This window comes from Zymobacter sp. IVIA_12111.31 C1, assembly GCF_047495495.1.
GTDB lineage: Bacteria > Pseudomonadota > Gammaproteobacteria > Pseudomonadales > Halomonadaceae > Zymobacter.
Genome location: NZ_CP179930.1, coordinates 921081 through 946435, shown reverse-complemented (window position 1 = coordinate 946435; position 25355 = coordinate 921081). Strand labels below are relative to the sequence as shown.

18 protein-coding genes, 3 tRNA genes and 3 rRNA genes are annotated in these 25355 nt (G+C 55.4%); 7 read left to right on the top strand and 17 right to left on the bottom strand.

Translation table 11 applies throughout. The features are described from left to right. Positions 1 to 627 precede the first annotated feature (627 nt). Positions 628 to 2130, top strand: coding sequence for a peptidoglycan DD-metalloendopeptidase family protein (locus tag ACMHYW_RS04230; RefSeq protein ID WP_414501468.1), 1503 nt, complete (start codon positions 628 to 630; stop codon positions 2128 to 2130). Between the two features lie 107 nt (positions 2131 to 2237). On the opposite strand, the gene ACMHYW_RS04225 is transcribed toward ACMHYW_RS04230, so the two are convergent. Continuing rightward, positions 2238 to 2657, bottom strand: a complete 420-nt coding sequence (locus tag ACMHYW_RS04225) for a copper resistance protein NlpE N-terminal domain-containing protein (RefSeq protein ID WP_038278374.1) — start codon at positions 2655 to 2657, stop codon at positions 2238 to 2240. A 238-nt stretch (positions 2658 to 2895) separates the two neighbouring features. Here ACMHYW_RS04225 and ACMHYW_RS04220 point away from each other — a divergent pair, with 238 nt between their 5' ends. Further along, a complete protein-coding gene (locus ACMHYW_RS04220; RefSeq protein ID WP_414501031.1) occupies positions 2896 to 3120 on the top strand; it encodes a hypothetical protein in 225 nt (74 codons plus the stop codon). A gap of 105 nt (positions 3121 to 3225) precedes the next feature. On the opposite strand, the gene ACMHYW_RS04215 is transcribed toward ACMHYW_RS04220, so the two are convergent. Together ACMHYW_RS04215 and ACMHYW_RS04210 are read right to left on the bottom strand one after the other, a co-directional pair. Then, positions 3226 to 4176, bottom strand: coding sequence for an AEC family transporter (locus ACMHYW_RS04215; RefSeq protein WP_414501030.1), 951 nt, complete (start codon positions 4174 to 4176; stop codon positions 3226 to 3228). A gap of 346 nt (positions 4177 to 4522) precedes the next feature. Then, positions 4523 to 4599 (bottom strand) — tRNA-Ile (locus tag ACMHYW_RS04210). Between the two features lie 92 nt (positions 4600 to 4691). Between ACMHYW_RS04210 and ACMHYW_RS04205 the strand changes: the two genes are divergently transcribed. The 4 genes from ACMHYW_RS04205 (at position 4692) to ACMHYW_RS04190 (ending at position 9838) form a co-directional block, all read left to right on the top strand. Further along, the gene (locus ACMHYW_RS04205) at positions 4692 to 5309 is read left to right on the top strand and encodes a hypothetical protein (RefSeq protein WP_414501029.1); all 618 of its coding nucleotides are present in this window, start codon (positions 4692 to 4694) and stop codon (positions 5307 to 5309) included. A 93-nt stretch (positions 5310 to 5402) separates the two neighbouring features. Then, entirely contained in the window at positions 5403 to 6128 is a 726-nt protein-coding gene (locus ACMHYW_RS04200) for a 4'-phosphopantetheinyl transferase family protein (protein WP_414501027.1), read from the top strand. Positions 6129 to 6475: 347 nt separating this feature from the next. Further along, positions 6476 to 7363 (top strand): AEC family transporter, encoded by an 888-nt coding sequence (locus ACMHYW_RS04195; protein WP_414501026.1) that lies wholly within the window; start codon positions 6476 to 6478, stop codon positions 7361 to 7363. Between the two features lie 804 nt (positions 7364 to 8167). Further along, the gene (locus tag ACMHYW_RS04190; protein ID WP_414501025.1) at positions 8168 to 9838 is read left to right on the top strand and encodes an NAD-dependent malic enzyme; all 1671 of its coding nucleotides are present in this window, start codon (positions 8168 to 8170) and stop codon (positions 9836 to 9838) included. A 370-nt stretch (positions 9839 to 10208) separates the two neighbouring features. On the opposite strand, the gene rrf is transcribed toward ACMHYW_RS04190, so the two are convergent. The 8 genes from rrf to ACMHYW_RS04150 all read right to left on the bottom strand — a co-directional run bounded on the left by rrf (position 10209) and on the right by ACMHYW_RS04150 (position 18516). Further along, positions 10209 to 10324: ribosomal RNA gene (gene rrf / locus ACMHYW_RS04185) — 5S ribosomal RNA — on the bottom strand. Between the two features lie 123 nt (positions 10325 to 10447). Further along, positions 10448 to 13347: ribosomal RNA gene (locus tag ACMHYW_RS04180) — 23S ribosomal RNA — on the bottom strand. Between the two features lie 344 nt (positions 13348 to 13691). Continuing rightward, positions 13692 to 13767: transfer RNA gene (locus tag ACMHYW_RS04175), tRNA-Ala, on the bottom strand. A gap of 9 nt (positions 13768 to 13776) precedes the next feature. Beyond that, positions 13777 to 13853 (bottom strand) — tRNA-Ile (locus ACMHYW_RS04170). A gap of 108 nt (positions 13854 to 13961) precedes the next feature. Further along, positions 13962 to 15501: ribosomal RNA gene (locus ACMHYW_RS04165) — 16S ribosomal RNA — on the bottom strand. The 16S, 23S and 5S rRNA genes sit together here with 2 tRNA genes alongside, the layout of an rRNA operon. A 398-nt stretch (positions 15502 to 15899) precedes the next feature. After that, positions 15900 to 16664: a precorrin-4 C(11)-methyltransferase gene (gene cobM / locus ACMHYW_RS04160; RefSeq protein ID WP_414501024.1), complete on the bottom strand. Its 765-nt coding sequence runs from the start codon at positions 16662 to 16664 to the stop codon at positions 15900 to 15902. 236 nt (positions 16665 to 16900) lie between these two features. After that, the gene (gene cbiE, locus ACMHYW_RS04155) at positions 16901 to 18172 is read right to left on the bottom strand and encodes a precorrin-6y C5,15-methyltransferase (decarboxylating) subunit CbiE (RefSeq protein WP_414501023.1); all 1272 of its coding nucleotides are present in this window, start codon (positions 18170 to 18172) and stop codon (positions 16901 to 16903) included. 113 nt (positions 18173 to 18285) lie between these two features. Then, the gene (locus ACMHYW_RS04150; RefSeq protein ID WP_414501022.1) at positions 18286 to 18516 is read right to left on the bottom strand and encodes a hypothetical protein; all 231 of its coding nucleotides are present in this window, start codon (positions 18514 to 18516) and stop codon (positions 18286 to 18288) included. A 173-nt stretch (positions 18517 to 18689) separates the two neighbouring features. Here ACMHYW_RS04150 and ACMHYW_RS04145 point away from each other — a divergent pair, with 173 nt between their 5' ends. After that, entirely contained in the window at positions 18690 to 19463 is a 774-nt protein-coding gene (locus ACMHYW_RS04145; protein ID WP_414501021.1) for a cobalt-precorrin-6A reductase, read from the top strand. A gap of 44 nt (positions 19464 to 19507) precedes the next feature. Here ACMHYW_RS04145 and ACMHYW_RS04140 read toward each other — a convergent pair whose 3' ends face one another. From ACMHYW_RS04140 to ACMHYW_RS04115, 6 genes are all read right to left on the bottom strand, one after another. After that, positions 19508 to 20068, bottom strand: coding sequence for an RNA 2'-phosphotransferase (locus ACMHYW_RS04140; protein WP_414501020.1), 561 nt, complete (start codon positions 20066 to 20068; stop codon positions 19508 to 19510). A gap of 89 nt (positions 20069 to 20157) precedes the next feature. After that, positions 20158 to 20931 carry a precorrin-3B C(17)-methyltransferase gene (cobJ, locus tag ACMHYW_RS04135; RefSeq protein WP_414501019.1) on the bottom strand — a complete coding sequence of 258 codons (774 nt, stop codon included), beginning with the start codon at positions 20929 to 20931 and terminating at the stop codon, positions 20158 to 20160. Next, complete coding sequence (locus ACMHYW_RS04130; protein WP_414501018.1) at positions 20931 to 21692, bottom strand: precorrin-2 C(20)-methyltransferase; 762 nt, start codon at positions 21690 to 21692, stop codon at positions 20931 to 20933. Before ACMHYW_RS04130 ends, cobJ begins: the two co-directional genes overlap by 1 nt. A 7-nt stretch (positions 21693 to 21699) precedes the next feature. Continuing rightward, positions 21700 to 22356 (bottom strand): precorrin-8X methylmutase, encoded by a 657-nt coding sequence (locus ACMHYW_RS04125; RefSeq protein WP_414501017.1) that lies wholly within the window; start codon positions 22354 to 22356, stop codon positions 21700 to 21702. Positions 22357 to 22483: 127 nt separating this feature from the next. Then, the gene (locus tag ACMHYW_RS04120) at positions 22484 to 23785 is read right to left on the bottom strand and encodes a hypothetical protein (protein WP_414501016.1); all 1302 of its coding nucleotides are present in this window, start codon (positions 23783 to 23785) and stop codon (positions 22484 to 22486) included. A 28-nt stretch (positions 23786 to 23813) separates the two neighbouring features. Beyond that, the gene (locus tag ACMHYW_RS04115; protein WP_414501015.1) at positions 23814 to 25310 is read right to left on the bottom strand and encodes an aminoacyl-histidine dipeptidase; all 1497 of its coding nucleotides are present in this window, start codon (positions 25308 to 25310) and stop codon (positions 23814 to 23816) included. Positions 25311 to 25355 lie beyond the last annotated feature (45 nt).

Genomic DNA, 25355 nt, shown 5'->3' with positions numbered 1-25355 from the left:
CAATGAAGAAATCGCTACCGCCAAGCGACATCTACACATTAAAGGACATACAAGATCAAAGGGCTCTATTCACACCTTTAGATTAACGTTTTATTAAATATATAGGTGCTGCTTCATTCTCTAGCGATAATAATATTTAATACTGTACAAAATAACATGCCTGTAAAAATAAACATATAACCGAAACATGCTTTCTTATAAGGTCCATATCAAGTCATTCAATTTGAAAGCCGATATTATGATCGTCACGGTCATAGACCCGATCCAGACTGGAAACGTAACCGTCAACCGTGCAAAATAGTGGTCATGCGCTTGCCATGATTACAAATTTTCATTTTTTTGCACATTACAGCTGGCACTGACAGCTGTGCCACTGGTCATACCAGTGGGCTTTCGTTTCCCGTCTACACCACGGTGCAAACCGTAAATCAAGGGTTAATACAGCAGCTACTTTCCTGTTCACCCCCTGTACAATCGGGTAATGTTGGCCGTCTCAATATAAATGGCGGTGTATTTTATTCACCTTTTTCGATCATCCACCTTACGGCCACGGTCTTTTCATTCATGTTCCGTTTATTTACCGCGCTGCCTCGCCCCCATAAATTTCTCATGGTGCCCATCTTGTCGATGGTATCTGTTCTGGGCATCCACGCTTACCAGCAACATCGCCCGCAGGCCCCTTCGCAGGATGCGCCGCACAACACAGCCGATGTTGCGATGAATCAAGTCAGCGATACCGATAATGAAGACGATGACGGCGATAGCGACGACATCCACTTCGCCGTTGATACGGCAGGTGCCCAACTGCTGACAGCGCTCAGCCACACCGATCCGATCGACACTGATAGCACCACCATTTCACCCTTTCACCAGCGCTTTCTTTCGGCGTTGACCACCGGTAACGATGCCGATTTCTCAGACGAACTTCCCTATGATGATGACGCACTCGGCAACCAAGGTGCGCTGGATCAGGAAGTCGCAACTGAGCCAAGCGATGATCAGCTGCGCTGGCTCAGCTATACAGTACAGCCGGGCGATAGCTTCGGTTCGATTGCCGCTCAGAGCATGGGACTGGATGCCGTCAAGGTCAGCAACCTGCTCAACAGCCTGCCGGATAACAACACGCGTCGCATTCTGACTCAGCTGCGCATCGGCATGTCCATCGACTATCAGGTCGACGCACGCAACCAGCTGGTATCGCTGCGTGTTATGCGTACTGCTCGCGATGGCCTGCTGCTGACGCACGAAGATAGCGGCCGCTATGCCTACACCAATATCCATCGCAACGTAGAGCCCATGCAGCGCACCTACGCGGGAACGGTCAACGGTAGCTTCGGCCAATCCGCACAGGCCAGTGGGCTTTCCAGCAGCGAAGTCACCGAAATCACCCGCGCCCTGTCACGCAAGCTCAACTTCCGCGCTCAGGCCCGTGCCGGTGACCAATTCCAAGCACTGGTCGAAGCAGACACGCTGGACGGCAAGAAGCTCGGCTCACGCGTACTGGCCATCCAGTACAAAGGGGCTTCTGCTAATGTAACGCTCGTACGCTACAACGACAGCTTCTATACACCGGACGGCCGTGGGCTGGATCCGTCATTCAACCGTTTCCCATTCTCCGGCCAGCACCCCGTCACCTCAGCATTCGATCTGACGCGCCTGCACCCGGTTACGCATCGCGTCGCTCCGCACCACGGTACGGACTTCGGTATGCCGACGGGTACGACCATCAAATCCCCTAGTGCAGGGGTGGTCACGCAGGTCGCCTATAACCAGTATGCGGGTCATTATCTTGTCATCGATCACGGTGACGGCCTCAAGACCCGTTATCTGCACCTATCACGCTCGCTGGTACGTCAGGGCGAACGCGTCAACATGGGCGCCCCGATCGCACTCTCAGGCAGCACTGGCCGCGTAACTGGCCCTCACCTTCACTACGAAGTGCTGGTCAGCAACCGTGCTGTCGACCCCATGCGCGTCAAGCTGCCGAACGGCCAGCAGCTGTCCGGTGCCCAGCTGGCCAGCTTCAAGCGCCAGGCCCAGCAGTTCATTGCACGTCTCTCTTCCCCCGACAACGATCGTGCCTACGCACAGAATGGCAATGCACCGTCACAGGAAGGCAAGGGTTCATAAATACATCGCCCGAAACGCAAAGAGGCATCCCCACGGGGATGCCTCTTTTTTATCTTTATCAGGTAGAGAACTGCAGCACAGCTGCCTTTTGATCTACCTCTACAGAATCAACGACGTTTGAGCGTCATGTCGATGCCTGTTTTCGGCTGGTTCATGTTGGTGTCCAGCAACTGCAGGTCACCGTTTTCCAGCGGCAGCAGGTTATAGATGGCATTGCCTTCCGGTCCGCGCAGCTGATAGATCAGCGGATATTTCATTTCACCCGCATTTTCGACGGTGAAGACGTTACCTTTGGTCAGCAGCGCCTGACTGCTTTTCCCTTCACGGACGCTGACCAGTTCGAACGTTCCAGCATTGCCGTCATTGGCATCACGGACTTTCAGATTCGTCTTGATACCAGAGCAGTCAACGCACGGCAGAACCCCTTCGTACTGCCCTGCCAGCTTGGTGTAAGGGGTTTGCGGACCGCTTGCACAGCCTGCCAGCGCAGCCAGTACAGCTGCAGCAGCCAGAGTCTTGATTTTCATGGAACCATCTCCTTGTGTTCACACGACATTTCGCATCTCAAGATAGAGTATCCTACACGGATTTTCAAAGCCTACCTGCCGATATAACCTGGGTGCTCTACATGATTCATGACACAGCCAACGCTGACTGGCAAGTTCTACAACAGTAGATATCCTTCATTAAGGCAACTCTGGTAATGGCATAGACGGCACCGCCATTTCTGGCACCTGCTCATGGGCAGATACTCAAGGTGGGGTCATGATCATTCTATTCTGGCTATCCTTCTCCGTAGCCATTGCGGGCACCTTCATCGCCTTGCACGGTGGGCCATTCACCCCATGCAGAGTCGTCGTGCTCAGCGCCTTGGGCACCGCGATGGGCGCGTTGGTCATCATCGGCAGTCTGGAAGCACTGCTGGGTATTCCACTATTAGGTTGTGCGGTTCTCGTGGTCGCATTGACCGAACTTGATCCTCCCGCCTGAAAGCTCAGTAGTGCACGGCAGGCATGCCAAAAGGCGCCACCCTCCGATAAGAGCGTGGCGCCTTTTTCATTCTCGTTGAATCGAACGCTCAGCGTAATGCCATCCTCACGCCATATACTGCAGCAGCCACATCACGACAGGTGCGACAACGGCAAATAGCACGGTACTGGTGGTCACGATATTGGTCGCGAAGCGAACATCGCCACCCGCCTGTCTGGCCAGTACCGGCAGCACCGCTAGCATCGGCGTTGCCGCCTGCATAACCAGCACCTGCTTCATCGTGATATCAAAAGGCGTAAACGTGAGCAGTACGGCCAGCACCAGCGGCGACAGCACGAAGCGCCCCAGCAGCGTGATGATCGTATCGCGATCAAAGCGAATACTGCTCAGCCCCGAGTCACTCAACACGATCCCAATGAAGATCAGTGAAAGCGGCGTCACCAAACTACCGACATAGGACAGGGTTTTACCCAGCACTTCCGGCAACGGCAGCCCGCTCAGCAGATACAATACCCCGGCAATGAAGCCCAGCAGAGGCGGCGGCAACAGCTTCTGCAGCGTTACCTTCAACGAAGGCGCTTGGCCTTTCCCCTGCGGGGTATCGTTGGCGATCAGGAAAGCCCCCAACGTCCAGGTCGAAACCGTATTCACAACATAGTAGATGAGGAAGTACTTCATACTGGCTTCGCCAAACAACGCAATGTTGAGCGGCAGCCCAATGAAGATGGTGTTGGCGTTGACGATCCCGTTGATGAATATTCCCCGACGCCCTACAGGAATATTTAACAGACGGACCAGCAGGAACCCCACGAGATAGGCAATGCCCACGCCAATAAACGGGCAGATGAGACCGATACCCAGACTGGCCAGTTCATCACGCTTCAGATAATGCAGCACGGAAACGAAGATGGACGCTGGCAACGCAATCTTGGTGATCAGCAGTGAAATGTTGCCGGAGAAGCTATCCGCCAGAGAACCTCGCCGTCGCAGCACATACCCCAGCGCAATGATCAACACGATGATGGCAACACTTTGGATGGATTGCCAGACAGCCATACGCACCTCCTTGTCGCAAACTGCTTCAGCCTCATGACGCTTGGCATGAAGGCATCGACAGTCGCTTGTCGTTACCTTGTGATACCAGCGTAGAAAACTTTCAGCTTCAGTTCAGACTATTTCAAGATGATTGGCGCGCAGAAAATAAGGAAGTTATTTGGTGGGAAATAAGCCACTGATATTGAACGGTACATTCAGCCGCGAAGAATCGCGCGATGGACGTCATACCAAAGATGACAGTGAAACCGAAAGGAGGATTGCCTGTCTCAACTGCATGCAGATATGCAGAAGCCGAACTAGGTAATGAAGAAAGAAAGCCGGGAAGGAAACACGAGAAAGGACAGAATGGTGGGCCCAGCAGGACTTGAACCTGCGACCAAGCGATTATGAGTCGCCTGCTCTAACCAACTGAGCTATAGGCCCAAAGCAAAAGCGCGCATATGATAACCAAAGCTAGCTCCCAAAGCTAGTGCGACATGGTGATGTAACCCTCTGCTTTGATACAGGATGATATTATGAATTTACGGAAAGGATACCTTCATTCACTGGCCCTCACGGCCACGGCACTGATGGGTTCGCTGGCTTTATCGGCCAACGCAGCGCCGACAGGTTGGACACTGGAACCCCAGCAGAGCCGACTGGATATCCAGCTGACCGACCACCGTCAAGCAGGCAACACGCTAACACGCATGCAGGCAGCTCCAATATCCGGCACAATCAACGCACGAGGCGACATTGATGTCCCACTGTCATTAAACCAGCTGGACGTTGTCGCACAGCTTCCTCCAATGCTGACCCAGAAGGCGCTCAAGCAAGGTACAAAACACATTCAAGGTCACATCGACCCTGCCGTACTGAGCGAATTGGCTCCCAACAAGAGCGCGACGACTACCGTGAAGCTGTGGGATCCGGCTCATCATCCAGACAGTCGGCAAATCACGACGACACCTGTTCAGCTTACTCGACTAAACGACGGGCTGATCCAGATGACCACACCGTCGCCCGTGACCGTAGACATCAGCCCGCTGCTGCGCCAAGACAACGCCCCGCTAATTACCAACTTGCTTGGCTATCAGCAACTTGATAACCACGCACAGGTCACTTTTCACGGTACACTACGCACACAGGGATAAGTCAGCACCACATCGTGCGCTCGTTCCTACCTTCCCGGCCGCGGCAAACGCCGGCCGGGAACCTACGTCCAGATCACCACAGCGACAGCCATCATGCCCGCGTCTTCATTCATCTCCGCCCTTACCATTGATGCTCCTGCCTGGCCTGAATGGGTGCCCCCGGAAAGCCCACTGGTGCTGGTACAGTGCCATTTTTCCGTCGAGGCCTATCACGATGATGAATTTTCCCGCCACAACATACCACAGCCTCCCCGGTTGCAGCGTGCGGTCGCCAAACGCCGAAGCGAATTTCTGGCCGGCAGAATATGTGCCCGACAAGCGCTGGCACAGCTAGGCATTGATGGGCAAGCAGGGAGCAAAGCTGAACGCCGGGACCCCATCTGGCCCAAAGAATGCACCGGCACCATCACCCACAGTCACGGTGTCGCTGCCGCACTTGTGGGGCATGCACGGCACTGGCAAGGGCTCGGAATCGACATCGAACATTGGATCAACACGGAAAGTGCACGCCATCTGTCCAGCGCCATTCTGCAACCACATGAACAGCAATTGCTTGATGAAGATGACATCCGCTTCGCCCAACAACTGACACTGCTGTTTTCGGCCAAAGAATCGCTGTTCAAAGCGCTCAATCCGCTCACCGGCACCTCTTTCTACTTCCATGACGCGTCACTGGTGCACTTGAATGAAGGGGCGCAGACACTGACGCTACGCCTTGATTGCACGCTGAATGAACAATGGCCAGCAGGCACCACGCTGATATGCCACTACGCCCACAGCCCTGCATACATCACGACGTGGCTCACGATCCCCGCCTGACATGATCAGATAGGTATCTCACTGTGTCAGCCCCTATTGCCAAGTCTATGCGGTATCCATCATGGCTCACCACGCACGCATGCTCCCCAACACCAATCCTGAACGATCCTGCATGGGATAGTTGCATGCTGCCAAGAACAAGCCATAGCCCTGCTGCAAAACAACGACCGACCCCAGAGACTCGCCAGAATTTCCGGATACGCTGCCGATATCGATCACCTCAATGGATACGTAACAGGCACGTTTGACAGAATGAGCCGGATACGCTGACATGAGAGAGTGTTAGCCACTGCGCTGACCAGATTGTCGTCTCTTTACTCCAACATCCCCATTACAAGGAACACCCCATGTTTAGCCAGCTCTTTGCAGTCATGGCACCGGTACTGTTCGGCGCAGGGCTCGGTTTCTTCTGGATCAAACTGGGCTACTCCTTTCCGACCTCCTTCGTTTCTCGCTTGACGCTCAACATCGGCACTCCATGCCTGATTCTCGCCAAGCTGCCCACATCGGGCGTTACGATGGCCAACTTCAACTCCATTCTCGTCGCCATGGTAATGATCATGATATTGATGGCGATCGCGGGCTACGGCCTATGCCGTTGGAGAAAACTGGACTGGCAGGTATATCTCCCCGCCATGCTGTTCCCCAACACGGGGAATATGGGGCTGCCTATTTCGCAGTACGCTTTCAAAGACAAAGGGTTTGGTATCGCAATTGCAATCATGGTCATCGTCAGTCTCGTGCAGTTCACCCAGGGCAGCATGACCTCCAAGAAGCCCTTACTAAGCTTCATCAAGACCCCCACTATCTATGCCATAGCGATCTCACTGATCATGATGGCAACAGACAGCCACCTCCCCGGCTGGCTGTTCAACACCGTGGACCTGATCTCCGGCTTCACCATTCCACTGATGCTAATCACACTGGGTGTATCCCTTGCCAGCATTCAGGCCAAGAACATTGTGGTGGGCCTCAGCTTCGGTCTGCTCCGCACCCTGCTGGCCGTGGCCATCTGCTTACTGGTCAGCACGGTATTGCATCTTGATGCGTATAAGACAGGTCAGATCCTGCTTCAGGTCTGCATGCCGGTCGCCGTTTACAACTACCTCTTCGCACAACGCGCCGGACGCTCGCCAGAAACCGTGGCAGGCCTCGTACTGTGTTCGACACTGCTATCGTTCATCTATCTGCCCATCATTCTGCACTTCATCTTCATATACGCACCGTCCGTGTAAGATCGAGGCAAGGGTGGGCTACATACCAACACGGCCCACCCTATCAGCACAAATAACTCTCCCTCCTACTGTCTAGATTTCTTTTTGCCCAAAGCCCGACTGCACCGTCAGGATGTGCGGATGTGCGGATGTGCGGATGTGCGGATGTGCGGATGTGCGGATGTGCGGATGTGCGGATGTGCGGATGTGCGGATGTGCGGATGTGCGGATGTGCGGATGTGCGGATGTGCGGATGTGCGGATGTGCGGATGTGCGGATGTGCGGATGTGCGGATGTGCGGATGTGCGGATGTGCGGATGTGCGGATGTGCGGATGTGCGGATGTGCGGATGTGCGGATGTGCGGATGTGCGGATGTGCGGCCAGTATGATAGAGCCTCTCACCCCTCTGGCAAGCCCACTTTCCGCAAAAATCTAGCAAAACCGTTGAATTTGATAGCTAGAGCAAAAGCCTGACCTTTAGACCAGTTTCAACATTCCACGTTTTTTCTCAGCGCTCTTCGCTATAGGGGATGACGAAATTTTCTTTTATTTCAAACAGTCACCTTTGACCATTTCTCGGTCAAAAAATAGGCAGCGGTACATCACTACCCTCTGTCATAACGTGCACATTTTTCTTTGAATAACTTCGGTGTTAGTCTTTATTCAAACTTATAGCTATCTTGACATTATCCCCAAACCAAGACCGGGGCTTTATATGGTTTTGGTTTCGAGGCGTACTTCGGGAAGCGCGCCAGAGTGGTTTCACCCCTATTTAGCGGTGATTTGGCACTCTCCTTCTTACTCACAAGGTCAAGGACGCCATTATGTCTTCACAGAAATCCGTTACGATAGATCAGCAAGGCTCCGCCCTGCTCAGCAACCCGCTGCTCAATAAAGATACCGCTTTCTCCGAGCAGGAACGCGCAGCCTATGGACTCCGTGGACTTCTCCCATTCCAGATAGAAACCCTTGATGACCAGGCCAAACGTGCCTATCAGCAGTTCAGTTCATACGAGAAGGCCATTGACCGCCACATTTATCTTCGTGAATTGCAAGATCGCAATGAAACGTTGTTCTTCCGCCTCGTAAGCGACCATCTCGAAGAGATGCTGCCGATTATCTACACGCCTACCGTAGGCGAAGCCTGCCAGACATTCTCACACATCTATCGTGGTAGTCGTGGCTTGTTCATTGCCTACCCAGACCAAGACAATATCGATGCCATTCTGGCCAATGTGGATCAGGATGATATCAGTGTCATCGTGGTAACCGATGGGGAGAGGATTCTAGGCCTTGGTGATCTAGGCGCTGGCGGAATGGGTATTCCTATCGGCAAACTTGGCCTTTACACGGCCTGCGGTGGTATCGATCCAGCCAAAACACTTCCGATCACTCTTGATGTAGGCACCAATAACCAAGACCTGCTGAATGACGCCACGTATATTGGCTGGCATCACGAACGCATCCGTGGCGAAGAGTACTACAATTTCGTTGAGCGCTTTGTAGCGGCCGTCATGAAACGCTGGCCGAATGTACTACTGCAATTTGAAGACTTTGCACAGATCAATGCACTGCCTTTGCTTCAGAAGTATCGTGATCACCTGTGCTGCTTTAACGATGACATCCAAGGCACAGCCGTTGTGGCACTGGGCACCCTCTATTCCGCTTGCAAAGCACGCCAGGTACAACTTCGCGATCAGCGCATCATCTTTGTCGGTGCAGGCTCCGCGGGTTGCGGCATTGCCGAACAGATCGTCGCCGCTATGCAGGAAGACGGTCTCAGCGAGCAGGAAGCTCGGGGTAGGATCTTCATGATCGACCGCAATGGTCTCGTTACCGACGACATGAAAGACATCCCGGACTTCCAGAAAAAACTGGCACAACCAGCAACCACTGTTGCTTCGTGGAATCTGACAGCAAAAAGCGCGCTCTCTACGATCGTAGAACACGTCAAACCAACAATTCTTATTGGCGTATCAGGCCAGACAGGCCTCTTCAATGAAGACGTCATTACCACCATGTATCGCCATTGCCCAGCGCCGCTGGTCATGCCGCTTTCTAACCCTACATCACGTATCGAAGCCGTACCTGCCGATATTCTGAAATGGACGGAAGGCAACGCTTTGGTAGCAACAGGCAGCCCTTTCGAGCCCGTAAATATCAATGGCACTTCCTACCCCATCGCACAGTGCAACAATGCCTATATTTTCCCGGGTATTGGCCTTGGCATCATTGCGGCACAGGCACATCGGGTAACAGACAGCATGCTGATGGCCGCTGCTCGAGCGCTGTCCGACTGTTCTCCGGTAGCGCAATCCGGAAAAGGCGCCGTCCTGCCTTCTTTCAAAGATATAAAAGAGGTCAGCCTGCGCATCGCCGAGGCGGTCGCTCAGCAAGCCGTTGAAGATGGCGTAACGGAAGGCCGTGATAGCGCTCACCTGAAGGAGCGCATTGGGGCACACTTCTGGACACCAGAGTACGCTCGTTACTGCTAGACGCTCGAGCATTGACGTCTCGCCGATAACAAAACACCCCGATGATCTGCGGCTCAGGCCATCATCGGGGGTGTTTTTATAACGGCATCTAGTGTTTGACTGTATTGATAGATGGGCGATCGGCAGACAGCGCTGGGGGTGGGGAGGACGGTGGGCTACTGACGTGTCTGTCGTCTTGGCGGCAGGAGCTTCGCGGTTACGCTACCGCCCTTCTTCTCTTTTTTCTCTTTTGCTCATCTGCCGCTGTTGAGTGACGGCTCAGGATCTAGGGGCTGGCACGGCCGTTATTTGCCTTCGGCCTGCGCTTGCCTACCCTACCCCCAAAGCAAATACCCCCGACCATTGCTGGCCGGGGGTATTCAGTAGAGATGCTTGACGATGACCTACTCTCACATGGGGAAGCCCCACACTACCATCGGCGCTGAGCGGTTTCACTTCTGAGTTCGGCATGGGATCAGGTGGTACCCGCTCGCTATGGTCGTCAAGCGTATTCGGTTCGGTCTCGATGCCTAAGGCACCGCTACCTAAATCTGTAAATCATGCTGGGCCGAGATCGTCTCGTCGCGTATCCGTTATTTTCGGATCGTGTCTATAACCCTTTGGGGTTATATGGTCAAGCCTCACGGACCATTAGTACACGTTAGCTCAACGCATTGACTGCGCTTCCACACCGTGCCTATCAACCTCGTAGTCTTCGAGGGTCCTTTAGGGGGCTCAAGGCCCCAGGGAAGTCTCATCTTGAAGGGGGCTTCCCGCTTAGATGCTTTCAGCGGTTATCCCGTCCGAACATAGCTACCCGGCAATGCCACTGGCGTGACAACCGGAACACCAGAGGTTCGTCCACTCCGGTCCTCTCGTACTAGGAGCAGCTCTTCTCAAACTTCCAACGCCCACGGCAGATAGGGACCGAACTGTCTCACGACGTTCTAAACCCAGCTCGCGTACCACTTTAAATGGCGAACAGCCATACCCTTGGGACCGACTTCAGCCCCAGGATGTGATGAGCCGACATCGAGGTGCCAAACACCGCCGTCGATGTGAACTCTTGGGCGGTATCAGCCTGTTATCCCCGGAGTACCTTTTATCCGTTGAGCGATGGCCCTTCCATACAGAACCACCGGATCACTAGAACCTACTTTCGTACCTGCTCGACGTGTCTGTCTCGCAGTCAAGCACCCTTATGCTCTTGCACTCACTGCACGGTTTCCAACCGTACTGAGGGTACCTTCGTGCTCCTCCGTTACTCTTTGGGAGGAGACCGCCCCAGTCAAACTACCCACCACACACTGTCCTTCTACCGGATAACGGTAGCAAGTTAGAACGCCAATGATGTCAGGCTGGTATTTCAAGGTTGGCTCCACTGCAACTGGCGTCACAGTTTCAAAGCCTCCCAGCTATCCTACACAGACAACATCAGCATCCAGTGTGAAGCTATAGTAAAGGTTCACGGGGTCTTTCCGTCTAGCCGCGGGAACACTGCATCTTCACAGCGATTTCAATTTCACTGAGTCTCGGGTGGAGACAGTGTGGCCATCATTACGCCATTCGTGCAGGTCGGAACTTACCCGACAAGGAATTTCGCTACCTTAGGACCGTTATAGTTACGGCCGCCGTTTACCGGGGCTTCGATCAGGAGCTTCGGACGAGTCCTAACACCATCAATTAACCTTCCGGCACCGGGCAGGCGTCACACCCTATACGTCCGCTCACGCGTTAGCAGAGTGCTGTGTTTTTAATAAACAGTTGCAGCCACCTGGTATCTTCGACCGGTTGGGGCTCTGAGAGCGAGTCTCTTCACCTTACGCCGGCGCACCTTCTCCCGAAGTTACGGTGCCATTTTGCCTAGTTCCTTCACCCGAGTTCTCTCAAGCGCCTTGGTATTCTCTACCTGACCACCTGTGTCGGTTTGGGGTACGGTCACACAGTACCTGAAGCTTAGAGGTTTTTCCTGGAAGCGTGGCATCAATGACTTCCTGAGTCCGAGGAATCAGTTCGTCTCGTATCTCGACCTTAAGCAAGCGGATTTGCCTACTTGCTCAGCCTACATACTTTCACCAGGACAACCGTCGCCTGGCTCACCTAGCCTTCTCCGTCACCCCATCGCAGTACTGTCTGGTACAGGAATATTAACCTGTTTCCCATCGACTACGCCTTTCGGCCTCGCCTTAGGGGCCGACTCACTCTGCTCCGATTAACGTCGAACAGAAAACCTTGGTCTTCCGGCGAGGGAGGTTTTCACTCCCTTTATCGTTACTCATGTCAGCATTCGCACTTGTGATACCTCCAGCATGCCTTACAGCACACCTTCGCAGGCTTACACAACGCTCCTCTACCGCTCAACACTTAAGTGTTGAACCCGTAGCTTCGGTACTTGGTTTGAGCCCCGTTACATCTTCCGCGCAGGCCGACTCGACTAGTGAGCTATTACGCTTTCTTTAAAGGGTGGCTGCTTCTAAGCCAACCTCCTAGCTGTCTGAGCCTTCCCACATCGTTTCCCACTTAACCAAGATTTTGGGACCTTAGCTGACGGTCTGGGTTGTTTCCCTTTTCACGACGGACGTTAGCACCCGCCGTGTGTCTCCCATGCTGCACTCACCGGTATTCGGAGTTTGCCTCGGGTTGGTAAGTCGGGATGACCCCCTAGCCGAAACAGTGCTCTACCCCCGGCGGTGATACATGAGGCGCTACCTAAATAGCTTTCGAGGAGAACCAGCTATCTCCGAGCTTGATTAGCCTTTCACTCCGATCCACAAGTCATCCGAATCTTTTTCAACAGATCCCGGTTCGGTCCTCCAGTTGATGTTACTCAACCTTCAACCTGCTCATGGATAGATCGCCCGGTTTCGGGTCTATTCCCAGCAACTATGTCGCCCATTTAAGACTCGGTTTCCCTACGCCTCCCCTATACGGTTAAGCTCGCTACTGAGAATAAGTCGCTGACCCATTATACAAAAGGTACGCAGTCACAGAACAAGTCTGCTCCCACTGCTTGTACGCACACGGTTTCAGGATCTATTTCACTCCCCTCACTGGGGTTCTTTTCGCCTTTCCCTCACGGTACTAGTTCACTATCGGTCAGCCAGGAGTATTTAGCCTTGGAGGATGGTCCCCCCATGTTCAGTCAAAGTTTCACGTGCTCCGACCTACTCGATTTCACCTTAATTGCATTTTCGCGTACGGGGCTATCACCCACTATGGCGTGCATTTCCAAACACTTCCGCTAATACAACTAAGACTTAAGGGCTAGTCCCCGGTCGCTCGCCGCTACTGGGGGAATCTCGGTTGATTTCTTTTCCTCGGGGTACTTAGATGTTTCAGTTCTCCCGGTTTGCCTCCATACCCTATGTATTCAGGTAAGGATACCCGTCTTATGACGGGTGGGTTTCCCCATTCAGAGATCACCGGATCAAAGGTCATTTGCCACCTCCCCGATGCTTATCGCAGGCTATCACGTCTTTCATCGCCTCTGGCTGCCTAGGCATCCACCGTGTGCGCTTAATCGCTTGACCATATAACCCGAAAGAGTCATAGATCACGATTCAAACGAAAACAATTTTCGCCGGATACGCTTGAGACGTATCTCATTTGCCAATGTCACGGCCTATCGGATAATGCTTCCGAGGAAGTAAAATCTGATCGCGTTCCATTGGACTTGGCATCAGCATGATTTACATTGTTAAAGAGCAATACTGCGAGCAAGAAGCTTGCAGTCAGGAAACAACATTCATCACACGCTGTATCGTTGACTATTAAGACATCTAATAATCAATCATAACGCGATGAAGATTGGTTCGTGACTAGAAGCTAGATCACTAAACTAAGTACTGGAGAACCGGCCATCAAGACAGTCAGATGGTGGAGCCAAGGAGGATCGAACTCCTGACCTCCTGCGTGCAAGGCAGGCGCTCTCCCAGCTGAGCTATGGCCCCATATAATAATGGTGGGTCTGGGCAGACTCGAACTGCCGACCTCACCCTTATCAGGGGTGCGCTCTAACCAACTGAGCTACAGACCCGGCAACTGCTTGCGCACGGCCAGGGAATATCCCCTGCAGTACTTCGCTCTACTACGATCAGGCAATTTGTTGTGGACACTTGAGATCACGAGGTGATCATTTTACGTTTAAGGAGGTGATCCAGCCGCAGGTTCCCCTACGGCTACCTTGTTACGACTTCACCCCAGTCATGAACCACACCGTGGTAACCGTTTTCCCGAAGGTTAAACTAGCCACTTCTGGTGCAATCCACTCCCATGGTGTGACGGGCGGTGTGTACAAGGCCCGGGAACGTATTCACCGCGACATTCTGATTCGCGATTACTAGCGATTCCGACTTCACGGAGTCGAGTTGCAGACTCCGATCCGGACTGAGGCGAGCTTTCTGGGATTAGCTTCACGTCGCCGCTTCGCAACCCTCTGTACTCGCCATTGTAGCACGTGTGTAGCCCTACTCGTAAGGGCCATGATGACTTGACGTCGTCCCCACCTTCCTCCGGTTTGTCACCGGCAGTCTCCTTAGAGTTCCCGACCGAATCGCTGGCAAATAAGGATAGGGGTTGCGCTCGTTACGGGACTTAACCCAACATTTCACAACACGAGCTGACGACAGCCATGCAGCACCTGTCTCAGAGTTCCCGAAGGCACCAATCCATCTCTGGAAAGTTCTCTGGATGTCAAGAGTAGGTAAGGTTCTTCGCGTTGCATCGAATTAAACCACATGCTCCACCGCTTGTGCGGGCCCCCGTCAATTCATTTGAGTTTTAGTCTTGCGACCGTACTCCCCAGGCGGTCAACTTAGTGCGTTAGCTGCGCCACTAAATCCTCAAGGGATCCAACGGCTAGTTGACATCGTTTACGGCGTGGACTACCAGGGTATCTAATCCTGTTTGCTACCCACGCTTTCGCGCCTCAGCGTCAGTGTCAGTCCAGAAGGCCGCCTTCGCCACTGGTATTCCTCCAGATCTCTACGCATTTCACCGCTACACCTGGAATTCTACCTTCCTCTCCTGCACTCAAGTCTGCCAGTTCCAAATGCTGTTCCCAGGTTAAGCCCGGGGCTTTCACATCTGGCTTAACAGACCGCCTACGCGCCCTTTACGCCCAGTAATTCCGATTAACGCTCGCACCCTCCGTATTACCGCGGCTGCTGGCACGGAGTTAGCCGGTGCTTCTTCTGTGGGTGATGTCCTTCCTGAAACGTATTAGGCCTCAGGCTTTCTTCCCCACTGAAAGTGCTTTACAACCCTAAGGCCTTCTTCACACACGCGGCATGGCTGGATCAGGCTTTCGCCCATTGTCCAATATTCCCCACTGCTGCCTCCCGTAGGAGTCTGGGCCGTGTCTCAGTCCCAGTGTGGCTGATCATCCTCTCAGACCAGCTATGGATCGTTGCCTTGGTGAGCCATTACCTCACCAACTAGCTAATCCAACATGGGCTCATCCGATAGCGAAAGGTCCGAAGATCCCCTCCTTTCTCCCGTAGGACGTATGCGGTATTAGCGTGCGTTTCCACACGTTATCCCCCACTATCGGGCAGATTCCCATGCATTACTCACCCGTCCGCCGCTCGCCACCAGGAAGCAAGCTTCCCGTGCTGCCGCTCGACTTGCATGTGTTAGGCCTGCCGCCAGCGTTCAATCTGAGCCATGATCAAACTCTTCAGTTTAAATCTTTCATTGGTCATTAGGTGACCAATCCGGCTCGAGTATCGAAACAACTCATTGAATTGATGAGTTACTTGATGCTCGAAATGATGATTCACTTCGAAAACCTCAAGCACCCACACAAATTGCCTGACCATCTTGTTAAAGAGCGTCTTGCGAGCGGCGTTCGCTGCTCAGCAAGTGGAAGCACATTCTACATTTTCTGGAGATTTTGTCAACCGCCGATTTGGCGATCGCTTCAGAAGATCACACAACGTTCTCAACTGAACCATCTTCAAGAAAAAGCGAAGACCTACAAGAGGTTAGCTTCCGTGCCACCCGGCGTTTGCCCTGGCAGCGAGGGCGTACTTTACAGAGATCACCGGGGGTTGGCAAGGGCTTTATGCAGGAAAATGCACTTTCATTTCGAAACGCGAAACTGGCGTGCATAATCTTTCGTATAAAGAGCACTGCCTTCGAACGAAGACGCCTCCAATGCAGGGCCGATGAGAATAAGTGCACTGCGCGTGATGGCTTGCGCCTTTACCTTCTGCGCCAGCTTATCCAATGGCGCCTTGATGACCTGCTCATCAGGCCAACTTGCCCTATATACGACCGCAGCAGGACACCCCTCTCCATAGAAAGGAAGTACACGCTCAACGACGCTCTCGAGCTGCTGGATGGCCAAATGGACAGCAAGCGTGGCCCCAGTAGCGGCAAATGACTCCAGTGTTTCGTTGGCAGGCATCGTTGAGGCTCGGCCAGCAATGCGTGTCAGCACCACGCTCTGCGTAACTGCCGGCACGGTCAGCTCTCGCTGTAACAATGCACTGGCCGCAGCAAAAGCGGGAACACCCGGCGTTAGCGTATAAGGAATGGACAGTTGCTCAAGTAGGCGGAGCTGCTCTGCCAATGCGCTGAAAAATGAAAGATCGCCGGAATGAAGGCGAGCAACCTGGCGTCCTTCTTCAGCAGCTTGCTGATAGAGCGCCGTCAGTGACAGCAGGTCTAAAGGCGCCGTGTTTACCAGTCGGGCTTTTTCACTGCAATAATTCAGCAGTTCTTCATTCACCGTTGATCCCGCGTACAGGCACCAGTCGCAGCGCTGAAGGAGTCGCATGCCTCGCAGCGTGATCAAATCCGCGGCACCAGGCCCTGCTCCGATAAAGTGTACGCAAGCCTTCATATGCGTTGATATCCTCTTTACATATTCACATAGCGTGGAAGCAGTTCAATGGCAGCTTATTAAGTATGTGTGTACTCACATTACTTCTACCTACTTCTACCTACTTCTACCTACTTCTACCTACTTCTACCTACTTCTACCTACTTCTACCTACTTCTACCTACTTCTACCTACTTCTACCTACTTCTACCTACTTCTACCTACTTCTACCTACTTCTACCTACTTCTACCTACTTCTACCTACGTGTTGACGACACTGGTCCGGTTTGCTGCCAACACCATTGGGTAATCGTGCGCGCGGGCTTCCAGCCGCGCATACGCCCTAGTGGTTCGACATATTCCATGGCTACACGGGTCAGCTGTCCACCGTGTTGTTTATGCAGTTCATACAGCAGTTGTTCGGTCTCTAGGGTCACGGCATTGACCACTAGTCGTCCGTAATATGTCAGGCGTGACATACAGTAATCGACCAGTGCATGTGAGGCGCCGCCGCCAATAAAGACTGCATCCGGTGAGGGCTGGGCGTCGAGAATGGCGGTGCCAGTGTGAAGGTCGTGCTCGAAAAGCTGTAGATGGGGAACTCCAAAACGCTGGGCGTTGCGTTGGATGATTTCGCAGCGTGCCAAGTGACGTTCGACAGCGACGGCCACCATCTCTGGCCCAGCTCGCAGCCATTCGATGGCGATAGCGCCTGACCCTGCACCAAGGTCCCAAAGCCGTTCACCAGGATGAGGCCGAAGATGCGCCAGCGTCATGGCACGCACATCGCTGCGTGTAATCTGCCCATCGTTTTCGAATAGCTCGTCGGGGCGTCCCGCAGCAAGGCCGTGGCATCGGTCGGGGTAATCTGCGGTCAGCTCCAGCGCCATGATATTGAGTGAATGAAGATCCTGCTGACCGAGCACACCTTGCCATTGATCGGCTTGAAGACGACGACAACGTTGCTGATCGCCGCCAAGCGCTTCCAGAAGAGTGATATGAGAGCGACCGAACCCCACCGCGCACAGCATACCGGCCAAGCGATGAGGCGCTTCGGCATCAGAGGTCAGCACTAGTACGTGTTGTCCGTGCTCTAACACGCGATACAGAGAAGTTTCATCGCGCCCGTGCAACGACAGTACGAGGGTGTGCTGCTGCAACCATCCCATCTGCGCACAGGCATGACTGATGGAAGAGACACCGGGGATAACGGTCATTTCATGAAGCGGTATACGTTCAACCAGCCAACCACCCAAACCATAATGGAAGGGATCACCACTGACCAGCACGACGACATGCGGGGTGTGCCGAAGCCGAAGCAGTGCGTCCATGCCCTTGCTCAGTGGTGATGGCCAAGGCAGCGTGCAGGCAGTAGACGGAGCCACTTTATCCAGTAAGCGCCGCGCACCGAAGATATAAGTGGCGTTGGCTAGGGCATTCTTCGCTGCGGGCGTTAGTCCTTGTTCGCCCTCTTCCCCTACGCCGATGACGATAAGCCAGCGGGCGGATTTTTCCATGACATCGTGCATATGGATACCTTGCACCTAACGTTGAATCACAGCGTAATGCTTCACGAACATTGCGCGTCATTTGCGCAGCCAGACCACGAGGGACCACCTCGAACAGGCAGCAGAAAGCCTGTTCATCGCGGCAATGACTCACGGATACCGTTCCCCTCTTTCATCCGCGTCTTTTCAGACATTGGCGTCGACATCTCAACAGTAGCGTAGCGCCACCTCGCCCAAAGGCAGCGGGCAGCGGGCAGCGGGCAGCGGGCAGCGGGCAGCGGGCAGCGGGCAGCGGGCAGCGGGCAGCGGGCAGCGGGCAGCGGGCAGCGGGCAGCGGGCAGCGGGCAGCGGGCAGCGGCATTCATCAAGAAAAGTCTGTTGAAGATCAAGCTACCGTGACGAAAATTCGACCATGAACGGCGTTACAAGGCGCTGCTAATCATGCGCGGAGTGCAACGGGCACAAGACGATCGTAACAAAGAAGGTTATGTTACATCGCGTCGACCATTGCCATCTGCCACACACACCGAGCCTCACCATGAGCCACTCTCATCGACCTGCGGGCCATATTCTTATTCTAGGCGGCACCACGGAAGCAAAGCGGCTGGCTCAGCAGCTGACTATGCACGCACCGGGCTGCCGACTGACGATGTCGTTGGCCGGACGCACGCGCTCGCCACTACGCCAGCCCATTCCCACGCGCACAGGTGGCTTTGGCGGTGTGGAGGGGCTCGCACGCTGGCTTGTCGAACACCAGGTCAGTCTGCTGATCATAGCGACCCACCCTTTTGCTGCGCAGATGCCGGTTAATGCCGTGGCCGCTGCGCGACAAGCGGGCATCCCCACTATTCGGCTGCTGCGCTCGGCATGGTTACCTGAACCTGGCGCTGATTGGCACAGATGCGATTCACTCTCACAGGCTGTACAACGTCTGGGCGAAGCGCCTCAGCGCGTGTTTTTGCCTATTGGCCGTCAGTCAGTGGCCTCGTTCGCGGCGGCACCTCAACATACGTATCTTGTGCGCAGCATAGAGCCACTGGATGACGACATGTCACTGCCCCATCTTCACTCGCTGCTGGCGCGCGGACCTTTTTCACTGTACGAAGAAGAGGCCTTGATGACGCATTGGGACATCACGCGCATGGTCTGCAAGAACAGCGGCGGCCAAGCTATGGCAGCGAAGCTACAGGCGGCACATGCACTGGGCATCCCCGTAATTATGGTCGAGCGGCCTAGGCTACCGATCAACGTCAGCACCTTTGAGTCTGTGGCTTCACTCATCCCCGCTCTGCCCCATTTTCTCGCACATTAAGGCCATTCATAACACCACCACGTGCCATGGCCCATCTGCGCTACTCAGGCCTTCGGCCAATACAGGCGATCTTCATCGATATACGCCGTTGGAACACTGTCCGTCAGCCAAACGCCGTTATCGGCCTGGTAGAAGGCCTGCCCGGCCAAGTACATATCTCGTGCCAGTATTGTAAGTACCACGGGATCACCGTGACGTGCGCCTACTTTGACGGCCGTGCCTTGATCCGCAGAAAGGTGCACATGATGGCGACTTCCCGCGACCAACCCTTGAGCAAGAATGCGGCCTAAAAAGCGTGATGCGGTGCCGTGATAGAGCACGTCGGGCGGCTGACAGGCGGTATAGCGGATCTTGATTCGTTCGAGTGAATGCCCCTGAACGGCTCGGATGGATGCGCGATCATCACTGATAGCAAAGCGCTGCTTGTCATTGGTGGCGACCACTTCGTCCAGCTGCTCTCGCGTGAATACGCGCTTGCTGGCTCGCGCTTTCTGGATTAGCTCATCAATTGAAGCCCATCCTTGCGAATCTAACGTCAGCGAAATGGCATCGGGGTCGTGGCGCAGAACGTAGCTCAGAAAGCGACTGATATCATTCAACTGCATATGATGTCCCTGTTGGCAGGCGGCAAGCCGTGTGGCTCGTGAAAGCCACCATTGCGGCCACTGCCTTATTCGTTATTATCAAAGCTGCGCTATGGCTGATAGCGCGGCGTGTACACCAGTGGCTGGCGCTGGGGGCGTTCAATCACACGTGTGGCATTTGCCCCAACGATCACCAGCGTTGCCATGTCCACGCCTTCTGAAGAAGCCTCTTGCAGCGCACTTACCCAATAGCACGCATCAGAGCGACCGGCAGCACGCCCGTAGAGTACGACGGTATCGGCAGGCAGGCGGGCACGTAAATGATCAAGCGCAGCGTCCAGCTGCCAAGGCCGTGCTGTCGAGCGAGGGTTATAAAATGCCATCACGAAATCCCCCGCCACGGCCGCATCGAGGCGTTTGAGTACGGTCGTCCACGGCTTGAGGTTGTCGGACAGCGAGATCGCACAGAAGTCGTGCCCCAGCGGCGCACCACACTCGGCAGCCACCGCTAGCATCGCCGTCACACCGGGAACGAACGCCACGGTAAGCGTACGCCATTCAGCCGGCCCCGATTCAATCTGTTCGCAGACCGCCGCCGCCATAGCAAAGACCCCGGGATCGCCACCCGATACCATCGCCACACGATGCCCGGCCGCCGCCTGAGTCAATGCCTCGCGTGCGCGCTGTGCTTCGACACGGTTATCAGACGCTATGCGCCGTTGGTGCGGTGCCAGAGTCAGACGATCAAGGTAAGGCCCATAGCCGTATATCAACGTGGCATCCGCCACGGCTTGCTGCGCCTGAGGCGTACAGCAGGCCTGACTGCCCGGGCCAATACCAATGACAGCTAGGTGCCCGATGCCTTTCTTTGCCTGGTCGCACATCAGCCTGTCACCTCGTTTGCGACGATAGGTGCGGCACTCAGCGCGCGTGCCCCGGGCACCAGAATCAAGGAGAGGTAAGGTGCCGCATCATCCGGGGCCAGCTGAGACAACGGCATACACCGTTCAGATGGCTGACCGCAGTATTCAATGTACTGGGCGCCATCAAGCAGCTGCAGACGGTCGAGCAGCTGACGAATACGCGCCAGATGACGCCCGACCTTCATGATGACAATGGCATCACTGCGCTCCAGATGAAGCGCCAGCTGTTCATCAGCCAGCGTGCCCGGCAGGACACTGACCACCTCCTGCCCTTGGCAGAAAGGGCGTTTCATGGCCGCCCAACTGGCCGACATGGCAGTGATACCCGGGATGACCTGCGTGTCATAGTCATCATGCAACCGGACGTGCAGATGCATATAGGAGCCGAAGAACAGCGGATCACCCTCGGACAGAATCGCGACCGAACGCCCAGCCTCCAGATGAGTGCGCAACCGCGCTTCGCTCTGGGTATAGAAGGCGTCCAGTGCCGCGGCATAGCGCGGATCGCGTGCGGAGATTTCCGTCGTCAGCGGGTAGACCAGCGGCTCTTCATGATGAAATCCTGACAAGTGCGGCCCAACGATGGCGCGCGCGTGGCCAAGCTTGCCCTTGCGGGTGAAGTAGGCAATGACATCCACCTGCTGCAATATGCGCAGGGCTTTCAGTGTCAGCAGTTCTGGGTCACCAGGGCCCACCCCGACGCCGAACAGTCGTCCTTTCATCCAAGCCTCATGTGTCGTCACTGGAAAGCGCATTAACCGCGCTGGCTGCCATGGCACTACCGCCCAAGCGCCCGTCAACGATAAGCCACGGCACCTGGCGCGGATGCTCCGCCAGCGCCTGTTTAGATTCAGCGGCACCGACAAAACCAACGGGCACACCGATGATGGCCGCAGGTGCGGGTGCTCCGGCATCTAGTAGCTCTAATAGGTGAAACAGCGCCGTAGGAGCATTGCCAATCACGACCAAGCTGCCGGCAAGATGTGGCAGCCACGCCTGCACGGCTGCGGCAGAGCGCGTGGTACCCAGCTGTACTGCCTTCGGTGCTGTCGCGTCACTTTTCAACGTACAGATAACCGGATTATTGGCAGGCAACCGGCGGCGCGTCACGCCACGCTCCACCATTTCAGCATCGCACAGGATGGCCGCGCCCTGTCGCAATGCTTGGCGTGCGGCATGCGCGAACGTGGGCGCACAGCGTACATGCTGCGCCAGTTCTACCATGCCGCAGCCGTGGATCATCCTGACCACGACATGGGCTTCTTCCGGCGTGAAACGTTGCAGATCGGCTTCACGGCGAATGGTCGCAAAGGAGCACTCGTAGATAGCCTGCCCGTTGCGTTCGTAAGTGTAGCGCCCACGCTGTGGCAGTAGCTCGTCAGTCATCGTTGATTCTCAATACGAGCACGGCCCCATAAGAACCAGGCACCGTGTTCGATCAAAAAAGAGTGCGAAGGCAGTAAATGCGCTTCGCACAGAGTGTCATCCATTATGCATGATCATGCGGTGGCCGCTAAGCACACGCCTCATCGCACAGCGCCTGCCAGCACGCTTGCCAGTGCTCTACGCTGGCGCTTTCGTCAGGGCATTGCGCCACTCGCTCGACCAATGATGTCAGCATCGTCCATACGTCATCGTGATTGGCCCCTTCCCACAGTGCGGGATCGCCAGGCTGTCCATTAAGGATGAAGCGCAGGCGATCATCGCGGTCATCCCCACTGAGCGTTATCAGTGCAGGCACATCTCGTGCACAGCGCTTAGGGCACCCTGAAATATGAGCACTTACTGTCGATGGCAGCGCTGTCAGCAAAGCGGCCAGTCGTCGAGCCGTAGCATGAGTGTCAATGCCGCCACGCGGGCAGTCACGACCAGCACACAGGTCGATATAGGGCAGTGGCTGCCGAGGATCGTCGATCAATCCCAATGAACGCAACGCCTGATCCGCTTCACGGGCGCGCCCCCCTACGATCAGCAGGCGTCGCTCTGGAATGGGCCACAGTGTGAGATCAAGGCGTGCACAGATATCGCCGAGTACAGCAACAGTAGTGCTGTCCAAACGCCCGCACGGAACGCCCCACAGCCGAGCCAAAGGCTCTGCGAGGGTATCCCCTATTGCATATGCTGGCGTAGAAGCAGGATGACCGGGCTGCAGGCCCAGCGCGGGCAGTGCCTCATCTGGCAATCCTCGCGCACGCACCAAAGGCCCTTGATCTCCGATGGCCCACAGTAGGGCAGCCACAGCGTCGATAGCCTGCTCAGGCGAAGACGTCATGCCTTGCCAGCGCATGTCGCCCGGCGCAAGAGAGCGGCCGATGCCGACATGAATGCGGCAGGTGTTGGCACCTGCTGTGACGTGCAACTGAATATCCGCCGCCAGCGTATCGTAGCCAAGACCACCGCCTGCCGAGATCACCAGTGAAATCTTCGGCGCAACGTGCGTTTCTAACCCGCTTGTACGAAGCCGATCGTGCAGATCTGCATACAAGGCCCGCATGACGACAGCCGTTTGTGGCATCAACAGCCCAGAGGGATCCAGCGAAATGGGGAAACGGCTACCGGCCTGACCGGGCAAGACGCCCAGCGCAGGCCGGAAGGCATCGTCTTCACGACAGGGAAAGCCACGGCACTGTAAATTACCGCGCCGCGTGACTTCCAACACACCGTTGCCCCATGTGTCACTTGCGGCAGCCAGATGATGGAGCGTACTGGCCTCAAGCGCGCGATCAAGCGGTGCCAGACGTGCTAGGCAGCCGTCTCCGGTGCTCATAGGGCGCGTAAGGCTGGGGCAGATAAGACGGCGACGGTCGATCGTCATGCGGTGTTGTCCTGTTGAGTGCGAAGCGTCAGCGCGCAGCAGGCGTGGTGCGTCCGATCCGTTCGACGAGCCCTCTGACCAGCTGCCAGAAAGCAGCAACCGTCGCCAGATCGACGCGTTCGTCCGGCGAGTGCGCGCCTCTGATGGTCGGTCCGAACGCCACCATGTCCATATCGGGGTATTTCGCACCGATCAAGCCACATTCAAGGCCAGCATGGATAACGCGGACATCAGCAGGCCGCCCAAGCACGGTTTCATGCTGCTGCTGGAACTGCTCAAGCAGCACAGATTGCAGTGCTGGCGTCCAGCCGGGATAGACATTGCTGGTGGCGGGTGAGAATCCTGCTAGGCGGCATACTGCCTTGATTCGTGCCACCAGCGCCAGTGCTGCACTGTCGCACAGCGAACGCGCCATGGCATCCAGCGTCAGCTGACCTTCAGCCAAACGCAGCTTGCCGATATTATTAGATGTTTCGACCACGCCCTCCAGTTCGTCGCTCCAGCGCGCGACGCCATAGGGCAGCGCATTCAACAGGTCGATCAGCGTGGCAGAGGCTTCTGCGGACAGCGCTTCGCTTTCTGGCTGTGCCGCTTGGTTCAACGACAAGGTGGCATCGGGGTCGGGATGCGCCCATTCGGCACGCACCACCTGCTGCAGACCTTCCAACGTTTTGGCAACGCGTTCGGCCTGATCAGCGGGTACCGCAATGGTCGCAATGGCATCACGCGGGATCGCATTGCTCATGGTGCCCCCTTCTATGGCCACCAAGCGCAGTTCATCAACGCTCTCGCGCACAGCCAGTAGCGCGCGCGCCAGCAGTACGTGGGCGTTGCCGCGCTGAAGCCCAATATCGATGCCTGAATGACCGCCTTTTAACCCGGAAACGGCAAGCTGTACCGTACGCAACTCTTCTTTGAGCGGCAGCACGGGCAGCGACTCATCCAGCAGCACATGCACGCCACCTGCACAGCCCACGTAGACACTGCCCCACTCTTCGGCGTCCATATTGAGCAAATAGCGGCCGTCAAGCCATTCAGGGTCCAGCGCCAAGGCACCTTCCATCGACACTTCTTCCCCAATGGTGAACAGTGCTTCGAGCGGGCCGTGTACCAGCGTATCGTCTTCGAGTACCGCCAGCGCAGCCGCTACACCGATGCCGTTGTCCGCACCGAGGGTCGTACCTTTGGCATGCAGCCAGCCGTCGCGTACTTCGGTTTCGATCGGGTCACGCTGGAAATCGTGAGGTACGGCCGCCTGTGCCACCATATCCACGTGGCCCTGCAGCACGATGCCAGGGGCCTGTTCATGCCCAGGCGTCGCCGCCTTGCGCACCAGAAGGTTGCCGACAGCGTCCTTGACGGTTTCCAGACCTCGCGCCGCGGCCCATTGGGCAATGCCGTCAATAACGGCAGCCTCACTGCCGGAAGGGCGCGGCGTATCACAGAGAAAACGGAAGTGCTTCCACAGAATCGGCGGATCCAGCCGATCCAGATGAGCATTGGGTGACGCAGCGAAATCGGTCATCAGAAACACCTCTTATAGAGAAAGCGGGCGATGGCAGCGCACGAA